We start from the raw sequence: 14,492 nt of genomic DNA on the forward strand, positions 1-14,492 counted from the left end.
TTGCCGCATGATCGCCGGAATCGACCAGGTGGGCCCCTGAGGAGGACGGCCCTCCGCTCACGGGCGCATGCGCCCCGGTGCACCGCCGGGAGATGTCCCCACCGCGGCGGGGCCCGCCGGGGCGGAAAACGATGTCGGGGGCTTCCTCGCCCCGGGGTGTCAGGGGAGGCTTGCGGGGCATACAAGTTGTCCCGGAGACCGGGCGGGTGCTGCCCGCGTATGGCAGGGTCTCCGGCGGGATCACCGGCGGCGGGGACCGGTGATGCGGCCTCGGGGGAGGGCATTGCATGACGGCCATGGGGACCGGTGGCCTGAAATCGGTCGGCAACCTCGTCACGGCGTTGAAGGAATTCCGCTGTCTGACGGATCCGGACCTGCGCGCGCTGTGTCTGGATCTGGTCGCCATGGAGCTGGAGATGACCAGTGTCCCCGTGCGCGCCCACCGGGTGACCGACTACTTCCTGGCGGAACTGGCCCACGAATGCCTGCAAAACCTGCGGATCATGCACGCGCTACGCGCGTCCCTCGCGGTGTTGGCCTCGGCCGACGAGGACGCCATGCGGCGCCTCGACTCGGTCATGGAGCAGATGACGGCCCGTCCGGCCCTGTCCGAGGTCGCCACCGCGAAGCTGCGGTCGCTGCTGGAGGAGCTGGAGATCGAGCAGTTGGGCCAGTTGTGCCGTTCGGCCGCGGGCCCGCTCCAGGACGTCCCCGCGGTCACCAGCCCCTGGCACGCCTTCGAGGTGCTGAGCCGGATGAACGCGCAGCCGGGCGGGCTGCCGCCGCAGCTCGCCCTCGTGGAGTACCTCGCGGCGGCGGCGCGCCCGCTGCACCGGGCCGACGCGCTGCGCGAATGGGCCGATGAGCAGGCCCGGGAGCTGGGGCTGACACCCCAGCTGCGGTCGCTGCGGCAGCAGGTGGGGCATGCCGCCCCGGTCGGCCCGGTGGACGCCTATCTGGTGATCCGGCTGCTGCCGCAGGAGGAGGCCGGGTGCTACGAGCTCTCGTCCTGGCACAATTACGACCCCACCGGCTGGCATCCGGCCCGCGGCCCGATCACCCAGGTCACCACGGAGACCGCGGAGCGTGCGGTCCAGACGCTGGTCTACGAGGCGGCCGAGGAGTGGGGCGACGCCCGGGAGATCCACGTCGAATTCATGCTGGACGCGGATGACCTGAATCTGCCGGTGCACCGCTGGCGCCTGGAGCTCGACAGCGAGTTGCCCACCCCGCTCTACATGGACCATCCGGTGGTCGTACGGAGCTTGGAGCGGAGCAGGACCAGGCGCTGGCACCGCGAGTGGAAGCAGCGCTGGAACTTCTTCGACCAGTATCCCGAGCGCGCCAAGCAGCTCGTCGTGGACGGCGAGGACCCGGACAGCCCGCGCTCCGGGGACCCCACCGCCCTGCTGGCCCGGCTCAAAGCCGACCCACAGGTGGTCGCGCTGGTCCTGAACTCGCCCCCGGGCGCCACCCGCGAGGGCACCTCGGAGGCGTGGACCGCGTGGCGGGCCGGGATCCCGGTGGTCGCCTGGGACGGCCGGACCACACGGGACCCCGGCTTCATGCGACAACTCAGACGAAAACAGGCCGAGGCCAGCGGGAGCCTGGCACGCCTCCGCGAAGCCGTGACAGAGTTACGTCTGGACGCCCATTCGTTCGACTCCGCGGAGTGGGAGCAACATCTCGGGCAGCATGTGGTGCTCGTTTGGGACGACCCGACCCGACCCGTGGAACCGGAAGGGCGCATGACGGGCCCGGACGAGGGGGTTGGTGCTCGATGACCGAGGAAGAGCCTGCGCGGCGCCACAACGGCCGGGTCCACCAGGACCCGGGTTCCGCCTCGCCCGCCCTGCCGTCCTCGATTCCGCGCCCCTGGTGGATCTACCAGGGCACCGGGCGCCCGCTCCACGATGTGAGCCTGGAGGAGATCCTTCCGCCGCCGCCCCCGTGGCGCACCTTCGGCGGGGTCTCGGCCTGCCCGGTGGACGGCGACGAGCGGCCCGGCGCGTTACCGGATCCGGACGACACCCCGACCGAGCCCCCGGCGCCGCCGGAGGACGAGCAGGACACAGCCCGGCGGCTGGGCGCGGCTCCCCTGGGGGTGCGCTCCGACCCCGAGGAGGCGGATCTCGTCAACGCGGCGCTGATCCTCAGGCGCCCCCTTCTGGTGACGGGCCGCCCGGGCACCGGCAAGTCGACGCTGGCGTACCGCATCAGCCGGGAGTTGGGCCTCGGCCGGGTGCTGCGCTGGCCGATCACGACGCGCTCGACTTTGCGGTCCGGTCTTTACGGCTACGATGCCGTCGGCCGTGTGCACGCCGCCGCGGCCGGCCAGGCGTCGGAGGGGGACACGCACGAACCCGGACCGGAGGACATCGGCGACTTCCTCCAACTCGGCCCGCTGGGCACGGCGATGCTCCCGCACCGTCTGCCGCGTGTCCTGCTCATCGACGAATTCGACAAGAGCGATATCGATCTGCCCAATGACCTCCTCGACATCTTCGAGGCCGGCGAGTACTCCATTCCCGAGCTGGTGCGCATCCGGAGACGCCGCCCGGCCGTCTCGGTCCTCACCGACGATCCGGAGCGCGGTACCGTCATCGCCTCGGGGCGGGTGCGCTGCCGCGCCTTCCCCATCGTCGTCATCACCAGCAACGGCGAACGGGAGTTCCCGCCCGCGTTCCTGCGGCGCTGTCTCCAGCTCCGGCTGCCCGACCCCGACGCGGACCGGCTCGCGGCGATCGTGGCCGCGCATCTGGGACGGGCCGACAATCCGCGTGCCCGGGAGCTGATCCAGATGTTCCTCGAGCGCAGCGAGCGCGAAGGCGGGCTCGCCGCCGACCAGTTGCTCAACGCGGTGTATCTGGTGACGTCCCAGTCACACGTCCCCGGGCCCGAGTGGGAGGAGCTACTGCACGCCGTCTGGCATCGGCTGGACAGCGCAGCGGGCTCGACATGACACATGACCCAGGCGGCAGGCCCGCCGGGCCCGGCCCACGGGACCTCGACTGGCGGCAGCTCGCCGACGCCATGTGGCTGGCGGTCTGCAAGGCCGAGACGGACCGTGGCCCGGGGCGGCAGGACCCCGGCCCCCTCCCCGGGACACCGGAGGCGGACGCCCCGCCGCCCGGTGACGAGCCGTCCGACGCGCCTCCGCCGGGCCCCGAGGCGGAGCGCCCGGCGCCTGGGTCCGGGGATGGGCCCGACGTCGCCGAGCCGCCCCTCCCCGTGGAGGTGGCCGGTGTGCCCGCACCGCCCGGTGCGGCGGAGCCGGCGACCGTCATGGAAACCTTCGCACCCGCGCGCAGGCAGTCCGTCGCCGAGCCGCCGCTGCCCGAACGGGCCCTGTCCCGGGCGCTGCGGCCGCTGAAGCGCACCTCGCCCTCGCCGGTCGAGACGGAGATCGACGAGGAGGCCACGGCCGAGCACGCGGCGCGCGACGGGCTGTGGGTGCCCCACTGTGTGCCGGTGCGCGAACGCTGGATGGACGCCGTCCTGGTGGTGGACTGCGGCAGTTCGATGGTGGTGTGGCGGCGGACGGCCGAGCACCTGGTCACCGTGTTGCAACGCACCGGCGCCTTCCGGAATGTGCGGGTGCACCGGGTGAACACCGACCATCCGTTACCCGAGGACCGGTCGCCGATCGAGGCGATGCCGCCGCGCGGCAAGCGGACGGTGCTGGTGCTGACCGACGGCATCGGCGCGGCCTGGGCCGATGAGAGCGCCCAGCGCGCGCTGGCCCTCTGGGCGCGGCACGCCTCGGTCGCGGTGCTGCACGTTTTACGCCAGGGCCGTTGGCATCACACCGGAGTGGCGCCGGAGCGGGTGCGGGTACGGGTCCCCGAACCGGGCGCCCCCAACGGCACCTGGCGGCCGGCGGACGGCGGCTCCTGGCCGGACGGCGCGCCACCGGTCCCGGTGCTGGAGCTGGACGCGCGGTGGATGGCCAACTGGGCGCGGCTGGTGGCCCGGCCGTCGGTGCGCGGCGAGGACACGATGGCGCTGCTGCCCGGGGTCCCCGCCGAGCGCTGGGAGCCCGAGCCCGAACCGAGCGCCTGGGACCGCGTCTTCCGGTTCCGCGCCACCGCCTCGCCGAGCGCCTTCCGGCTGGCGTCCCGGCTTGCCGCGGCCCCGTTGAACATTCCCGTGATGGAGTTCGTGCAGGGGATCCACCAGCCGGAGGGCAACCCGAGCGATCTGGCCGAGGTCCTGCTGGGCGGGCTGCTGCGCAAGGTGGCGACCGCCGACCCGCTGGATGAAACGGGCATAGGGTATGAATTCCATGACGGGGTGCGGGAACTGCTGCTGTCCGCCGGGATGCGGGACGAGTCGCTGTACATCCTGGGCAGCGTTCTGGACCGGCTGGGGCGCCGCTGGAAACCGCTGCTGATGCTGCGCGATCTGCTCAACCACCCCTCGGGGTCGGTGCGGGACCTTCCCCGGACGGAACGCCTGCTTCCGTACATCCGCCTTCAGGAACAGGTCTACCAGTCGCTCTCCGGTCCGTACCTGGAGGGTGCGCGCTCCTTTCGCGCCCTGGTCCTGGCCCATCAGGCGCTCGCCCGCTCGGGGGAAAGCGTCCCTGATCCAGTTGAAGACGCATCACACAGGGGAAGATATGTGGACTCTGAGGCGGTTGCGGCCATGAATGATTCCACGACTCCCCGATCCGACCCGCTGTCCCAGGCCGACGATTCACCATCTCCGCCGGCGCACGGCACGCCGGGCCCGGCGGGGGAGCACCTGAGAGGAACATTCGTGTCCGTGACCGCTGCCCGGTCCCTGCCCGCCGCGGAGGAGCGCCGGCCCGGAGAACCCCCCGCCATCTGGGGAAACGTACCGCCCCGGAACAATAACTTCACCGGGCGGCAGACGTTGCTCGACATTCTCCACGAGCGGCTGAAGGCCGAAGGGACCGCCGCCGTGCTGCCCGAGGCCCTGCACGGGCTCGGCGGAGTGGGCAAGTCACAGATCGCACTGGAGTACGTCCATCAGCATGCCGCCGACTACGACGCGGTGTGGTGGATCCCGGCGGAACGCCCCGAGCAGATCCGTCAGGCGCTGGTCCAGCTCGCCGACCGGCTGGGGCTGCGCGCGGGCATGGAGGCCAACACGGCCGTGCCCAGTGTGCTCGACGCCCTCCGCACCGGGCGCCCGTGCCGCAACTGGCTGCTGGTCTTCGACAACGCCGAGGAACTGGACACGGTGCGTCCGTTCTTCCCCGCGGGCGGACCGGGCCGGATCCTGGTCACCTCGAGGAACGCACAGTGGTCGCGCGCCGCCCGCACCGTCGAAGTGGATGTCTTCGAACGGGAGGAGAGCATCGAGCTGTTGCGCCGCCGGGGGCCGGAGCTGCCGGACGATCAGGCCGACCGGGTCGCCGACGCCCTGGGGGACCTTCCGCTGGCCATCGAGCAGGCGGCGGCATGGCTCACCGAGACCGGTATGCCGGTCGACGAGTACCTCCAGGTCTTCGAGGACGAGCGGGCCGATGTCTCCACCCGCCGCAATGAGCTGCTGGCGGCGGGCGTTCCGGTGGACTATCCGGAACCGGTCGCCGCCGCCTGGAACATGTCGCTGCGGCGGCTGGCCGAAACCCATCCCGGTGCGCTCCAACTCCTCCAGATGTGCTCGTTCTTCGCGCCCGAGCCGATCTCCCGGCGGCTGTTCTCGGGCGTGCGCGGGGTCTCCCTCTCCCCCGAGCTGTCGGAGGTGCTCCAGGACCCGATCAGACTCGGTCACGCGATCCGTGAGATCAACCGCTACGCCCTGATCAAGATCAATCACCGCAGCAACACGATCCAGATGCACCGGCTGGTGCAGGCCGTGCTGATCGGCCAGATGTCCACCCAGCAGCAGGCGGACATGCGGCACAGCGCCCATGTACTGCTGGCCGTCGGTGACCCCAACGATGTGGCCCCCGCGAACTGGGGGCGGTACGCCGACCTCCTCTCCCATGTCCGGGCGTCGCGCGCGATGGAGTGCGACGACAAGTGGGTGCGGCAGATGGTGCGGAATCTGGTCCGCTTCCTCTACGCCTGGGGGGACCACGACGGTGCGCTGGAGCTCGGTACCCAGGTGCGCCGGGAATGGGTGGCGACGCTCGGCGAGGACAGCGCGGAGACGCTGGCCGTCTCCCGGACCCTGGGCCATGCCCTGACCGTGCTCGGCCACTTCCAGGAGGCATGGGAGCTCAACCGCCGGACGCTGGAGCTCCAGCGCGCCAAGGACGGCGACGACCACGAGAGCACCCTGATGATGCAGGGCGCGGTCGCCGTCGACAGCCGCTACCAGGGCGACTACGCGCGATATGTGCAGATGGAGAAGGAGCGCTGGGAAAGGACCCTGCGGCTCTTCGGGGACGAGGATCCGTACTCCATCGGAGCAACGATCGACTACGCCGTGGCACTGCGCGCGGCGGGGGACTACGAGCAGGCCCGGCGGCTGGACGAGGGCGCCCGGCGCACCGCCGGTCTGGTGCTCGGCGAGGACGCCCAGCCCACTCTCCTGGTGGAGGCCAACCTCACCATCGACATCCGCGAGGGCGGGGACTACCTGACCGCCCGCGACATGCTGGAGCAGACCTGTGCCCGCGCCCGCCAACTGCTCCCGCCCAACGCGCCCATCGGGGTCTTCGCCCTGCGCAATCTGGCCGTGGCGCGTCGTAAAGCAGGCGACCACGAGGGCGCCCTGAGCCTCAGCCGGGAGGTGCTGGAGCGCTACCGGCTGCGCTACACCGAGCCCAACCTCCACATCACCGTCACGGCCCTGGCCCTCTCGATGGATCTGCGGCAGACCGCCGATCTTGAGGGCGCCCGTGAGCTCGGCCGGAAATGCGTCGACGAGATGCGCGTCCTGCTGGGAGAACAGCATCCGGCGACCCTGGGCGCGGCGATCGACCTCGCCGTGACGCTGCGGCTGCTGGGCGAGACGGATGAGGCGCTCGCGCTGAACAGGGAGACGCTGCCGGTCCTCGTCGAGCGGCTGGCGGCCGACCATCCCATGACGCTGGCCTGTGCCATCAACATGGCCAGCGACCACTACACCCTCGCGGACTACCAGGAGGCCCACGACCTGGACGTCGAGACCCTGGCGGCCTGCCGCTCCCGGCTCGGTGAGGACCACCCCACCACGCTCGCGTGTGCGCTCAATCTGTCGGGCGATCTGCGCGCGCTGGGCGAGAGCAGGCGGGCGGAGGAGCTGCACCAGGACGCGCTCGGCCGGCTGCGCCGGGTGCTGACGGCCAACCACCCGGCGACGGTCGCGGCGGCCCGGGGCATCCGGGCGGACTGCGACGCGGAGTCGATCTCCATCTGAACCGCCGTCCACCTCGCCGGTCGCGGGGCCCGCGCCACGCGCCGTTCAGCCGCGTCCACGCGTCCCGATCCACCGTGCCAGAGCCACCGGATCGGGACCCCTGCCCGGTGCGGTGCGCAGCTCCCGGTGGACGGCCACGGCCAGTTCGGGGTGGTTCAGCAGCGTCGTCCTGGCCACGCCATCCGGCAGGCTGAGCGCGAGCCCCGCCCATGCCGCGATGTCGTCCGGGTCCGCTTCCAGGCGGGCCCGGTAGCCCCGCAGAGCGGCCGCGGCGTCCCCCGCGGCCCAGTCGAGGTCGACCCGGTCGGGGGCGGCACCGCCCCCGGGCAGCCCCGCTCCCCCGCCCTCGCGCAGCCGGGCGAACCCCGCCGGATCCCTGAGCCGGAGCCGGGCGAGCGCGGGGCGCGCCAGCGCCTCGGGGCGAGTGGGCCGGACCGAGGTCCCGGGCAGCTCCCGAGGAGGGTCGGTCCGCTCCCGCCAGGCCCACGCCCACTGGGCGGTCCGCTCCGGTTCCGTCGCGAGGTGCCGCATGCGGTGGACGAGCCGGTGGTCCTCGATCAGATCGGAGGCGAGCTGCCCGGGTACGGAGGGCACCGGCTGCTCGAGCCACTCGGCCAGCCTTTTCTCCAGCCCCCGGAGGAACTCCTTGCCCCTGGGCGTCAGTTCGGCATGGATGAGGAGCGTACGCAGCCCCGAGGCGGTCTGCGCCCGGCGCAGGGCGAACTCGAACGCGGCGGTGTTCCGGGCCGGGCCGGTCTCGGCGCGCCGCAGTCGGTCCCACCAGAATCCGGTCACGCCCAGGAACGCGTACACCCCTTGAAGGAGTCCCCGCAGCGGTCGGGGATCCAGCCGCCAGGGCGCGTAGTGGACCTCCTCCAGACCCCCTTCGATCAGGGGCACCAGGTCCATCAGGGCGCTGAGTTTGATGTGCTGGGCCTCGTGCACCAGCGCGGCGGCGAGGGTCAGCGGGTCGGTGGCCCCGTTGAGCAGCACACAGCCGTATGCCTCGGGCGATGAGGCGCTGAACGGTTCGGGCCAGGCGGTGTACGGCACGGGCACGACGGAAACCAGGCAGGCGCCGATTCCCCGCGGGTCCACCTGGCGCTGCTCCGCGACCAGCCGCCACGCATTGTCGAATCGCTCCCGCCAGCCTTGCCGCTCTTCGGCGCCGAGCCGCTCCGGGCCCCGGATCCGGAGAAAGTCGCGATAGGGATCGATGTCATCGACAAGGGGTGAGCAGACGATCCCCCGGTGTTCGCCGCGAAGTCGCCGCAGACCGTGCCAATCGGGAGCGTCCTCGGAGAAGTCGGCGGGCAGTGTCACCGAATGCGGGCCGGATAACACCACCGCTTTCTGCCCGCTCATGACGACCTCGGCGACATCGGTCGTGTCCGGAATGCGGGCGAATCCCAGGGCCGGCAATATCACCCCGCCCTCGCGCACCGGAACGGCGCCGCGAAAGTCGATTCCGGCGAGAAGAGCCGCCGAGGCGGCCATGGCATGCAGATAACCCACCGCACTCCACAGCGGCCCGTCCTCCGATTCCAGACCGCGCAGCCTGCGCAGACAGCGGTGGAGCCACACGCCCACGGGAGGGTGCAGCAGCAGCCTTTCCACGGCGGCCGGGGAGCGGTGCTCGGCCCGGACCAGCAGCCGCCAGGCGTCCCGGGGCGGGGGAAGCGGGCCGGGCAGGCCGGGGTGGGCGGAGGCCATGTCCACCAGGGCGCGCAGCAGCAGCATGGTCCGGCTGCGCTGCCCCGACCTCAGTTCGGCCACGGCCGAGGAGCCGCCCGAACCCAGCGCCAACTCGGCGAAAGACTCCACCGATAAACGATGGTTAGGACCCCGCCCGGTGGAGGACGTCATAGCCGCCTAACTCACACACGTTTCCTGGGACTGCGACATGTTACCCCCGACCATCGGTGGTCGCTGGACGATGTCGAGCAGCCGCTCCGTCACCGCGGAAAGCCCTTCGTACCGCTCGAGATCTTCGAGCGTCGTCCCCGAAAGGTCCAGCAGCTCCGTCTCGACCTCGGTCGCGACTCGCTCCATGACACGGTCCCCCTCCGGACGCTCCCTACCGGCTCATATGCGGCATCCCCATGGTGGCCTACCCCTTTTGATTGCGAAAGGGTGAACACGGCCAGTCGGCGCGCGCCTTGTCAAGATTTTCGGTCACTTCGACTCGTGAAGGAGCGCCCCGATATGTCGGTGTCATCCGCCCGTTCCGGATCGCATCGCCTCGACCTCGAAGACGCCTCCGCACACCCGGAACGACCGCACCGAGACGTTCATCGCGTCGAAGGAATCCGGCGGATAGACCCGGATCCGCTCGGCGGTGCGCCGGCACGGGGTGTCGGTCGTGCCCTCGTTGAGCGTGTGCAGGGCGGCGGAGGCGCGGCCGCCGGGCGGCAGGGAGACCGTGGACCGCGTGGGGCCGCGCCGGGTGGCGGGGGCGCCGATCCCGGCGCCCCCGGAATCGCGCAGCGAGACACCGGGATATCCGGTGAGCGTGCAGGTCGTGGAGCCCTTGTTGGTGAACACCAGCGGCAGATACACATTGCCGGCGCCCATGTCCATCCGGCCGGCCGACAGCGTCAACTGTGCCTTGGAACAGATGCGGCGCACACCGGACGCGGCTTCGGGCCGCGCGGAGGACCCGTCCGAGGGGGCCCGGTGCGCCGAGGGCGGAGGGGACTGCGCGGTCTGCGACGAAGGCCGCTCGTTCCGGGAGGACCCGCCGCCGGAGGAGTCGGAGGAGTCGGAGGAGCCGGAAGAGGCAGCCGAGGGAGCGGAGGGTGGTGCGGCGGAGGAGGCGGACGAGGCGCGCTGCGCGGAGTCCCCGCCCCCGGTGTCGCTGCCGCACGCGGTGACCGTGGCCAGCGCGCCGACCAGCAGCGCGCATAAGACCGGCGGCCGGAGCGAGCGGGACCGCGATGTCGTCGTGCGCCGAGCCGAACCGTTCCGTTGACTCATGAGCGACCTCCCGAGGTCAGCCGTCTGCGGGGGCATCGGCCCCGAGCTCGAGTGCCCCGGTGCCTCCCCCACATTCCTCCCCTCCGGTTTCCCTTCCCCACGCGAAGGCTCTTATGTCCGGGGCACATTGATCGCGTCGGCGCTCAAATTCCTCACATTGGATTCTCTACCGCAAACATCCGAACGCCTTGTCCCCGCCAGAACCGTGGGATTACTGTTCGGCAGCCATCGCACTCGCCAATTGCCATACCAGGGCAGGAAGAAGGACTCCATGGCCGCACGCGGACGTCATCGCCGGCCCCGGCCCCACCGGGTCTCCCGCACCTCGCTCGCGATCACCGCGGGCGGCGCCGGCGTCGCCCTGCCGCTCATCGGCATCGGCCAGGCGAACGCCGCCTCAGCGCCCGCGCCCACCTCCGCCACCCCGGCCGTCACCTCCGTCACGGGCGCCAAGGCCCAGCCGCTCCTCATCGCCCCCAGAGCCGTGCCCGAGCCCCCGGCCAAGGCCCAGCCTCAGACCGGGTCGTACACCGTCGTCCGCGGTGACACCCTCTCCGGGATCGCCGACGCCAAGAACGTGACGGGCGGCTGGGAGCGGCTCTACGAGGTCAACCGCCAGGTCATCGGCGCCGACCCGGACCTGATCCGCCCCGGCCAGCGGCTCACCCTCGGGGACCACTGAACGCGCCGGGAGCCCGGGACACACACAGGAGCACGCACAGGAGCCTCCGCCCGCGGTGGACCACCGCGGCGGACGCTCCTTCGCCTCAACGGCCTTACATCACCAAATGTGCCTTGGAATGGGTGACTTCCTCGATGTCGCCGCCCGCCTTGCCGATCAGCCGGTGCGCCAGATTGCTCAGCGCCCGCGCCGCCGCGATCTCCTCGCCGACCCTCGGCTGTGCCGGGTCGTCGGGGTTGCGGTTGGCACGGCCCTGGGCCAGCATCTCCGTACCGTCGTGCATTCTCAGCCGGACGACCGCTTCGGTCAGCGGGCCGATCTCACGGAACTCCATCTGTATGTCGCATCCCACGATCGTCTCCATCGCGCTCACCTCCTGCGTTACCTTCCAGGATGCGCCTCGCCCGCCTCTCCGGTCGACCGGGACAGCAACTCCACCACCTCGTCGTCCGTGGTCTGGGAGAAGTCCTGGTACCACTCCCCCACCGCCGCGAAGTCCGAGGGGGTGGAGAGGGCCACCACCTCGTCCGCGTCCTCGCGCAGCGTGGTGACCGCGTCCGGCGGCGCCACCGGCACGGCGAGGACCACCCGCGCGGCTCCCTGGGCACGTGCGACCCGGCAGGCGGCCTGGGCCGTGGCGCCGGTCGCGATGCCGTCGTCCACGACGATCGCGGTGCGGCCCTCGACCGGGACCCGTGAGCGGCCCTGACGGAACCGGCGCGCCTTGCGGGCCAGCTCCTCCCGCTCGGTCCGCTCCACCTCGGCGAGGTCCTCCTGGTCGGCCCGGCTCATGCGGATGATCGCCTCATGGACGACCCGTACCCCGCCCTCGCCGATGGCGCCGAACCCCAGCTCCCGGTGGTAGGGGACGCCGAGCTTACGGACGATGATCACGTCAAGGGGCGCATGGAGCGCCAGGGCCACCTCGAAGGCCACCGGCACCCCGCCCCGCGGCAGCCCGAGCACGACCGGTTTCTCCTCGCCCAGGGGGCGCAGCGCCTCGCCCAGGCGCCGCCCGGCGGCCACCCGGTCGGTGAAGATCATTATTCACCCCCGCTCCTGAGGGACTCACCTTCGAATGAAGCCGACGATCCGCCCGTGCGCAAACCGGCGGTCCCCGGGCCGCCGCCCGGGGCGTGCGGATACCGGAGACTCCGGCACCCTGGAGGTATGAAGAACGCCCCCGGCCCGGAGGAGTCCGGTTACCCCGTCTTCGTCGAGTCATTCGACGCCGACAGCCGCTATCGGCGGGTGCGGCTGCGCGGTCTGGGCTGCGAACCACTGGAACGGGAGGAGTTCGAACCGCGCCTGCGGCAGGTCTTCCCCGATATCGACCTCGACGACCCGGCCCAGGTCCACTGGGAGGACCGCCCCGGGCAGTGGCCGCCCTGGCATCCGGGCGAGGCATGACCGTCCTGGTCGGCACCTCGGGATGGCAGTACCGGGACTGGCGCGGCGATCTCTACCCCGAGGGCTGTCCGCAGCGGCTGTGGCTGGAGGAGTACACCCGCTCCTTCGCCACGGTGGAGAGCAACAACGCCTTCTACCGGCTGCCCTCGTACGACCAGTTCACCACCTGGCGGCGGCGCCTCCCGGAGGGCTTTGTGATGGCGCTCAAGGCGAGCCGCTACCTCACCCACATCAAGCGGCTGCGCGATCCGGAGGAGCCGGTGGAGCGGCTGATGTCCCATGCGGCCGGGCTCGGCGACCGGCTGGGCCCGGTGCTGCTCCAGCTGCCGCCCACGCTGCGGGCCGACGGTGAGCTGCTGGACCGCTGTCTGGGCTGTTTCCCCGCCGGGACGCGGGTGGCCGTCGAACCGCGCCACACCTCCTGGTGGACCGGGGAGATCCGCGCGGTGCTGGAGCGCCGGTCGGCCGCGCTGTGCTGGGCCGACTCCGGGTCCCGGCCGGTCACCCCGCTGTGGCGGACCACCGAGTGGGGGTATCTGCGCTTCCACGGCGGCCTCGCCCGGCCGGCCCCGCGCTACGGGCGCCAGGCGCTGACCACCTGGGCCCGGCGGATCCAGGACACCTGGCCGGCCGACGCGGAGGTCTACGCCTATTTCAACAACGACACGGGCGGGGCTGCGGTGCACGACGCGGCCGTCTTCGCCCGTGCCGTGGACCGCCTGGGCCGCCCGGTCAGCGGCACGCCCTCGCCGTAGGGCGGGCACCCCGTCGCCGTGGTGCCCGCCGGGCTCACTCCTTCACCGCCCCGCCAGCCGTCGGTGCCGGGGACACACCCCGCGGCGAGCAGGACGACGCCGACGGCGAGCGCCGCCGGCACGGCTCTGCGACGTGACCGGCGCGCCCCGGTACAGACGAGTTCCATGGGGTTCTCCTCGATGCGGTGGTCGGGACCGTCAGGACCGTTGGGCACTGTCATGCACCCGGAAGCCGATGGTGGGCAGGGCCCGCAGCCGCGGGCAGTCGCGCACCCGGTCCGGAATCAGATCGCCCAGGAAGCCGTAGCGGCGGGCGAGTTCGGCCGCGTCCGCGCCGCCGTCGGCCGCCCGCCGCGTCCGGCTCCACCAGGCGGCCACCTCCGGCCAGCCGGGCGCGGCCAGGGAGCCGCCGAAGTGCTGGACGGAGAGGGCGGCGGTGAGGTTGGCGAAGGCGAGCCGGTCGGCGAGTGGCCAGCCCGCGAGCGTGCCGGTGATGAAACCGGCCACGAAGACATCGCCGGCGCCGGTCGGGTCCAGCGCGTCCACGGGCAGCCCCGGCACCTCGGCGCTCTCCCCGGTGAGCGAGTCGAGGGCCACGGCGCCCTCGGCGCCCCTGGTGACCACCGCGATCGGCACCTGCTCCGCCAGGGCGCGCACCGCCCGCTCGGGGCTGTCGGTGCGGGTGTAGCGCTGGGCCTCGGCCGCGTTGGGCAGAAAGGCGTGGGCGTAGGGCAGATCGAGGAGCGCGGCGGGGTCCCAGCGGCCGGATTCGTCCCAGCCGACATCGGCGAAGACCTTGCTGCCCTGCGCGTGCGCCTGGCGCACCCAGTCCTCCTGGCGCCCTGGTTCGAAGGCGGTCACACAGGCGCGGGAGCGGGGCGGGTCGCCCTGGACGGCGGGCGGCGGGGCCGGGTGCTCATGGGTGACCATGGTGCGCTCGCCCTCGTACGCCATGGAGACGGTGACCGGGGAGTGCCAGCCGGGGACGCGCCGGGAGTGGGTGAGGTCCACTCCCTCGCCGAGGGCGAGGCTCTCCCAGCAGTAGTCGCCGTAGACATCGGTGCCGAAGGCGGCGGCGAGCGTGGTGTGCAGCCCCAGCCGGGCCACGGCGGTGGCCATGTTGGCGACGCCGCCGGGGCTCGATCCCATGCCGCGCGCCCAGGACTCGGTGCCGCGGATGGGGGCGTGGTCGAGCCCGGTGAAAATGATGTCCAGGAACACGGTGCCGGTGAGGTAGACGTCGTGCTCGGGGTCCGCGGAGGCGCGCAGCGCCGCGAGCGGGTCGATCGGTTGGATCGGTTGGATCGGATCGGGTGTTCCGGCCGTGGTGCTCACCGACGTGCCTTCCT

12 protein-coding genes and 1 pseudogene are annotated in these 14,492 nt (G+C 72.1%); 7 read left to right on the forward strand and 6 right to left on the reverse strand.

Annotation, left to right across the window (positions count from 1 at the left end; translation table 11 throughout):
• The first annotated feature begins 287 nt into the window (after window positions 1-287).
• The 3 genes from NQU54_RS02370 to fxsT are packed head-to-tail and all read left to right on the forward strand — an operon-like array spanning window position 288 to window position 7,320.
• Window positions 288-1,784, forward strand: a complete 1,497-nt coding sequence (locus NQU54_RS02370; RefSeq protein WP_257629506.1) for a VMAP-C domain-containing protein — start codon at window positions 288-290, stop codon at window positions 1,782-1,784.
• A complete protein-coding gene (locus tag NQU54_RS02375; protein ID WP_257629507.1) occupies window positions 1,781-2,962 on the forward strand; it encodes an AAA family ATPase in 1,182 nt (393 codons plus the stop codon). Before NQU54_RS02370 ends, NQU54_RS02375 begins: the two co-directional genes overlap by 4 nt.
• Window positions 2,959-7,320 (forward strand): FxSxx-COOH system tetratricopeptide repeat protein, encoded by a 4,362-nt coding sequence (gene fxsT / locus NQU54_RS02380; RefSeq protein WP_257629508.1) that lies wholly within the window; start codon window positions 2,959-2,961, stop codon window positions 7,318-7,320. Before NQU54_RS02375 ends, fxsT begins: the two co-directional genes overlap by 4 nt.
• Window positions 7,321-7,365: 45 nt before the next feature.
• On the opposite strand, the gene NQU54_RS02385 is transcribed toward fxsT, so the two are convergent.
• From NQU54_RS02385 to NQU54_RS02395, 3 genes are all read right to left on the reverse strand, one after another.
• Window positions 7,366-9,144, reverse strand: coding sequence for an HEXXH motif domain-containing protein (locus NQU54_RS02385; protein WP_257629509.1), 1,779 nt, complete (start codon window positions 9,142-9,144; stop codon window positions 7,366-7,368).
• 48 nt (window positions 9,145-9,192) lie between these two features.
• Window positions 9,193-9,372, reverse strand: coding sequence for a hypothetical protein (locus NQU54_RS02390; protein WP_167505227.1), 180 nt, complete (start codon window positions 9,370-9,372; stop codon window positions 9,193-9,195).
• 162 nt (window positions 9,373-9,534) lie between these two features.
• The gene (locus NQU54_RS02395) at window positions 9,535-9,948 is read right to left on the reverse strand and encodes a DUF4232 domain-containing protein (RefSeq protein WP_257629510.1); all 414 of its coding nucleotides are present in this window, start codon (window positions 9,946-9,948) and stop codon (window positions 9,535-9,537) included.
• Here NQU54_RS02395 and NQU54_RS02400 point away from each other — a divergent pair.
• On the forward strand, window positions 9,938-10,291 hold the full coding sequence (locus tag NQU54_RS02400) for a hypothetical protein (RefSeq protein ID WP_257629511.1): 354 nt from the start codon (window positions 9,938-9,940) through the stop codon (window positions 10,289-10,291). The two genes, NQU54_RS02395 and NQU54_RS02400, sit on opposite strands and share 11 nt — an antisense overlap.
• A gap of 276 nt (window positions 10,292-10,567) precedes the next feature.
• Window positions 10,568-10,978: a LysM peptidoglycan-binding domain-containing protein gene (locus tag NQU54_RS02405; RefSeq protein WP_257629512.1), complete on the forward strand. Its 411-nt coding sequence runs from the start codon at window positions 10,568-10,570 to the stop codon at window positions 10,976-10,978.
• A gap of 94 nt (window positions 10,979-11,072) precedes the next feature.
• Here NQU54_RS02405 and NQU54_RS02410 read toward each other — a convergent pair whose 3' ends face one another.
• Window positions 11,073-11,342, reverse strand: coding sequence for a DUF1876 domain-containing protein (locus tag NQU54_RS02410; protein ID WP_039940568.1), 270 nt, complete (start codon window positions 11,340-11,342; stop codon window positions 11,073-11,075).
• Between the two features lie 35 nt (window positions 11,343-11,377).
• Window positions 11,378-12,022: pseudogene (locus NQU54_RS02415) on the reverse strand (phosphoribosyltransferase); the annotation flags it as partial.
• Window positions 12,023-12,148: 126 nt separating this feature from the next.
• On the opposite strand from NQU54_RS02415, the gene NQU54_RS02420 reads away from it, so the two are divergent.
• Window positions 12,149-12,388, forward strand: coding sequence for a hypothetical protein (locus NQU54_RS02420; protein WP_257629513.1), 240 nt, complete (start codon window positions 12,149-12,151; stop codon window positions 12,386-12,388).
• Entirely contained in the window at window positions 12,385-13,143 is a 759-nt protein-coding gene (locus NQU54_RS02425) for a DUF72 domain-containing protein (protein WP_257629514.1), read from the forward strand. The genes NQU54_RS02420 and NQU54_RS02425 overlap by 4 nt, the downstream gene beginning before the upstream one ends.
• 198 nt (window positions 13,144-13,341) lie before the next feature.
• Here the strand turns inward: NQU54_RS02425 and NQU54_RS02430 are convergent, their stop codons facing one another.
• Window positions 13,342-14,478, reverse strand: coding sequence for a carbohydrate kinase family protein (locus tag NQU54_RS02430; RefSeq protein WP_257629515.1), 1,137 nt, complete (start codon window positions 14,476-14,478; stop codon window positions 13,342-13,344).
• Window positions 14,479-14,492 lie beyond the last annotated feature (14 nt).

The sequence above is a fragment of the Streptomyces malaysiensis subsp. samsunensis genome (genome assembly GCF_024519315.1).
In the GTDB taxonomy this organism is placed as follows: Bacteria; Actinomycetota; Actinomycetes; order Streptomycetales; family Streptomycetaceae; genus Streptomyces; species Streptomyces malaysiensis.

Coding starts and splice junctions, on each gene's coding strand:
- NQU54_RS02370 (WP_257629506.1), top strand. CDS start 288: ATGACGGCCATGGGGACCGGTGGCCTGAAATCGGTCGGCAACCTCGTC.
- NQU54_RS02375 (WP_257629507.1), top strand. CDS start 1,781: ATGACCGAGGAAGAGCCTGCGCGGCGCCACAACGGCCGGGTCCACCAG.
- fxsT (WP_257629508.1), top strand. CDS start 2,959: ATGACACATGACCCAGGCGGCAGGCCCGCCGGGCCCGGCCCACGGGAC.
- NQU54_RS02390 (WP_167505227.1), bottom strand. CDS start 9,372: ATGGAGCGAGTCGCGACCGAGGTCGAGACGGAGCTGCTGGACCTTTCG.
- NQU54_RS02400 (WP_257629511.1), top strand. CDS start 9,938: ATGCGGCGCACACCGGACGCGGCTTCGGGCCGCGCGGAGGACCCGTCC.
- NQU54_RS02405 (WP_257629512.1), top strand. CDS start 10,568: ATGGCCGCACGCGGACGTCATCGCCGGCCCCGGCCCCACCGGGTCTCC.
- NQU54_RS02410 (WP_039940568.1), bottom strand. CDS start 11,342: ATGGAGACGATCGTGGGATGCGACATACAGATGGAGTTCCGTGAGATC.
- NQU54_RS02420 (WP_257629513.1), top strand. CDS start 12,149: ATGAAGAACGCCCCCGGCCCGGAGGAGTCCGGTTACCCCGTCTTCGTC.
- NQU54_RS02425 (WP_257629514.1), top strand. CDS start 12,385: ATGACCGTCCTGGTCGGCACCTCGGGATGGCAGTACCGGGACTGGCGC.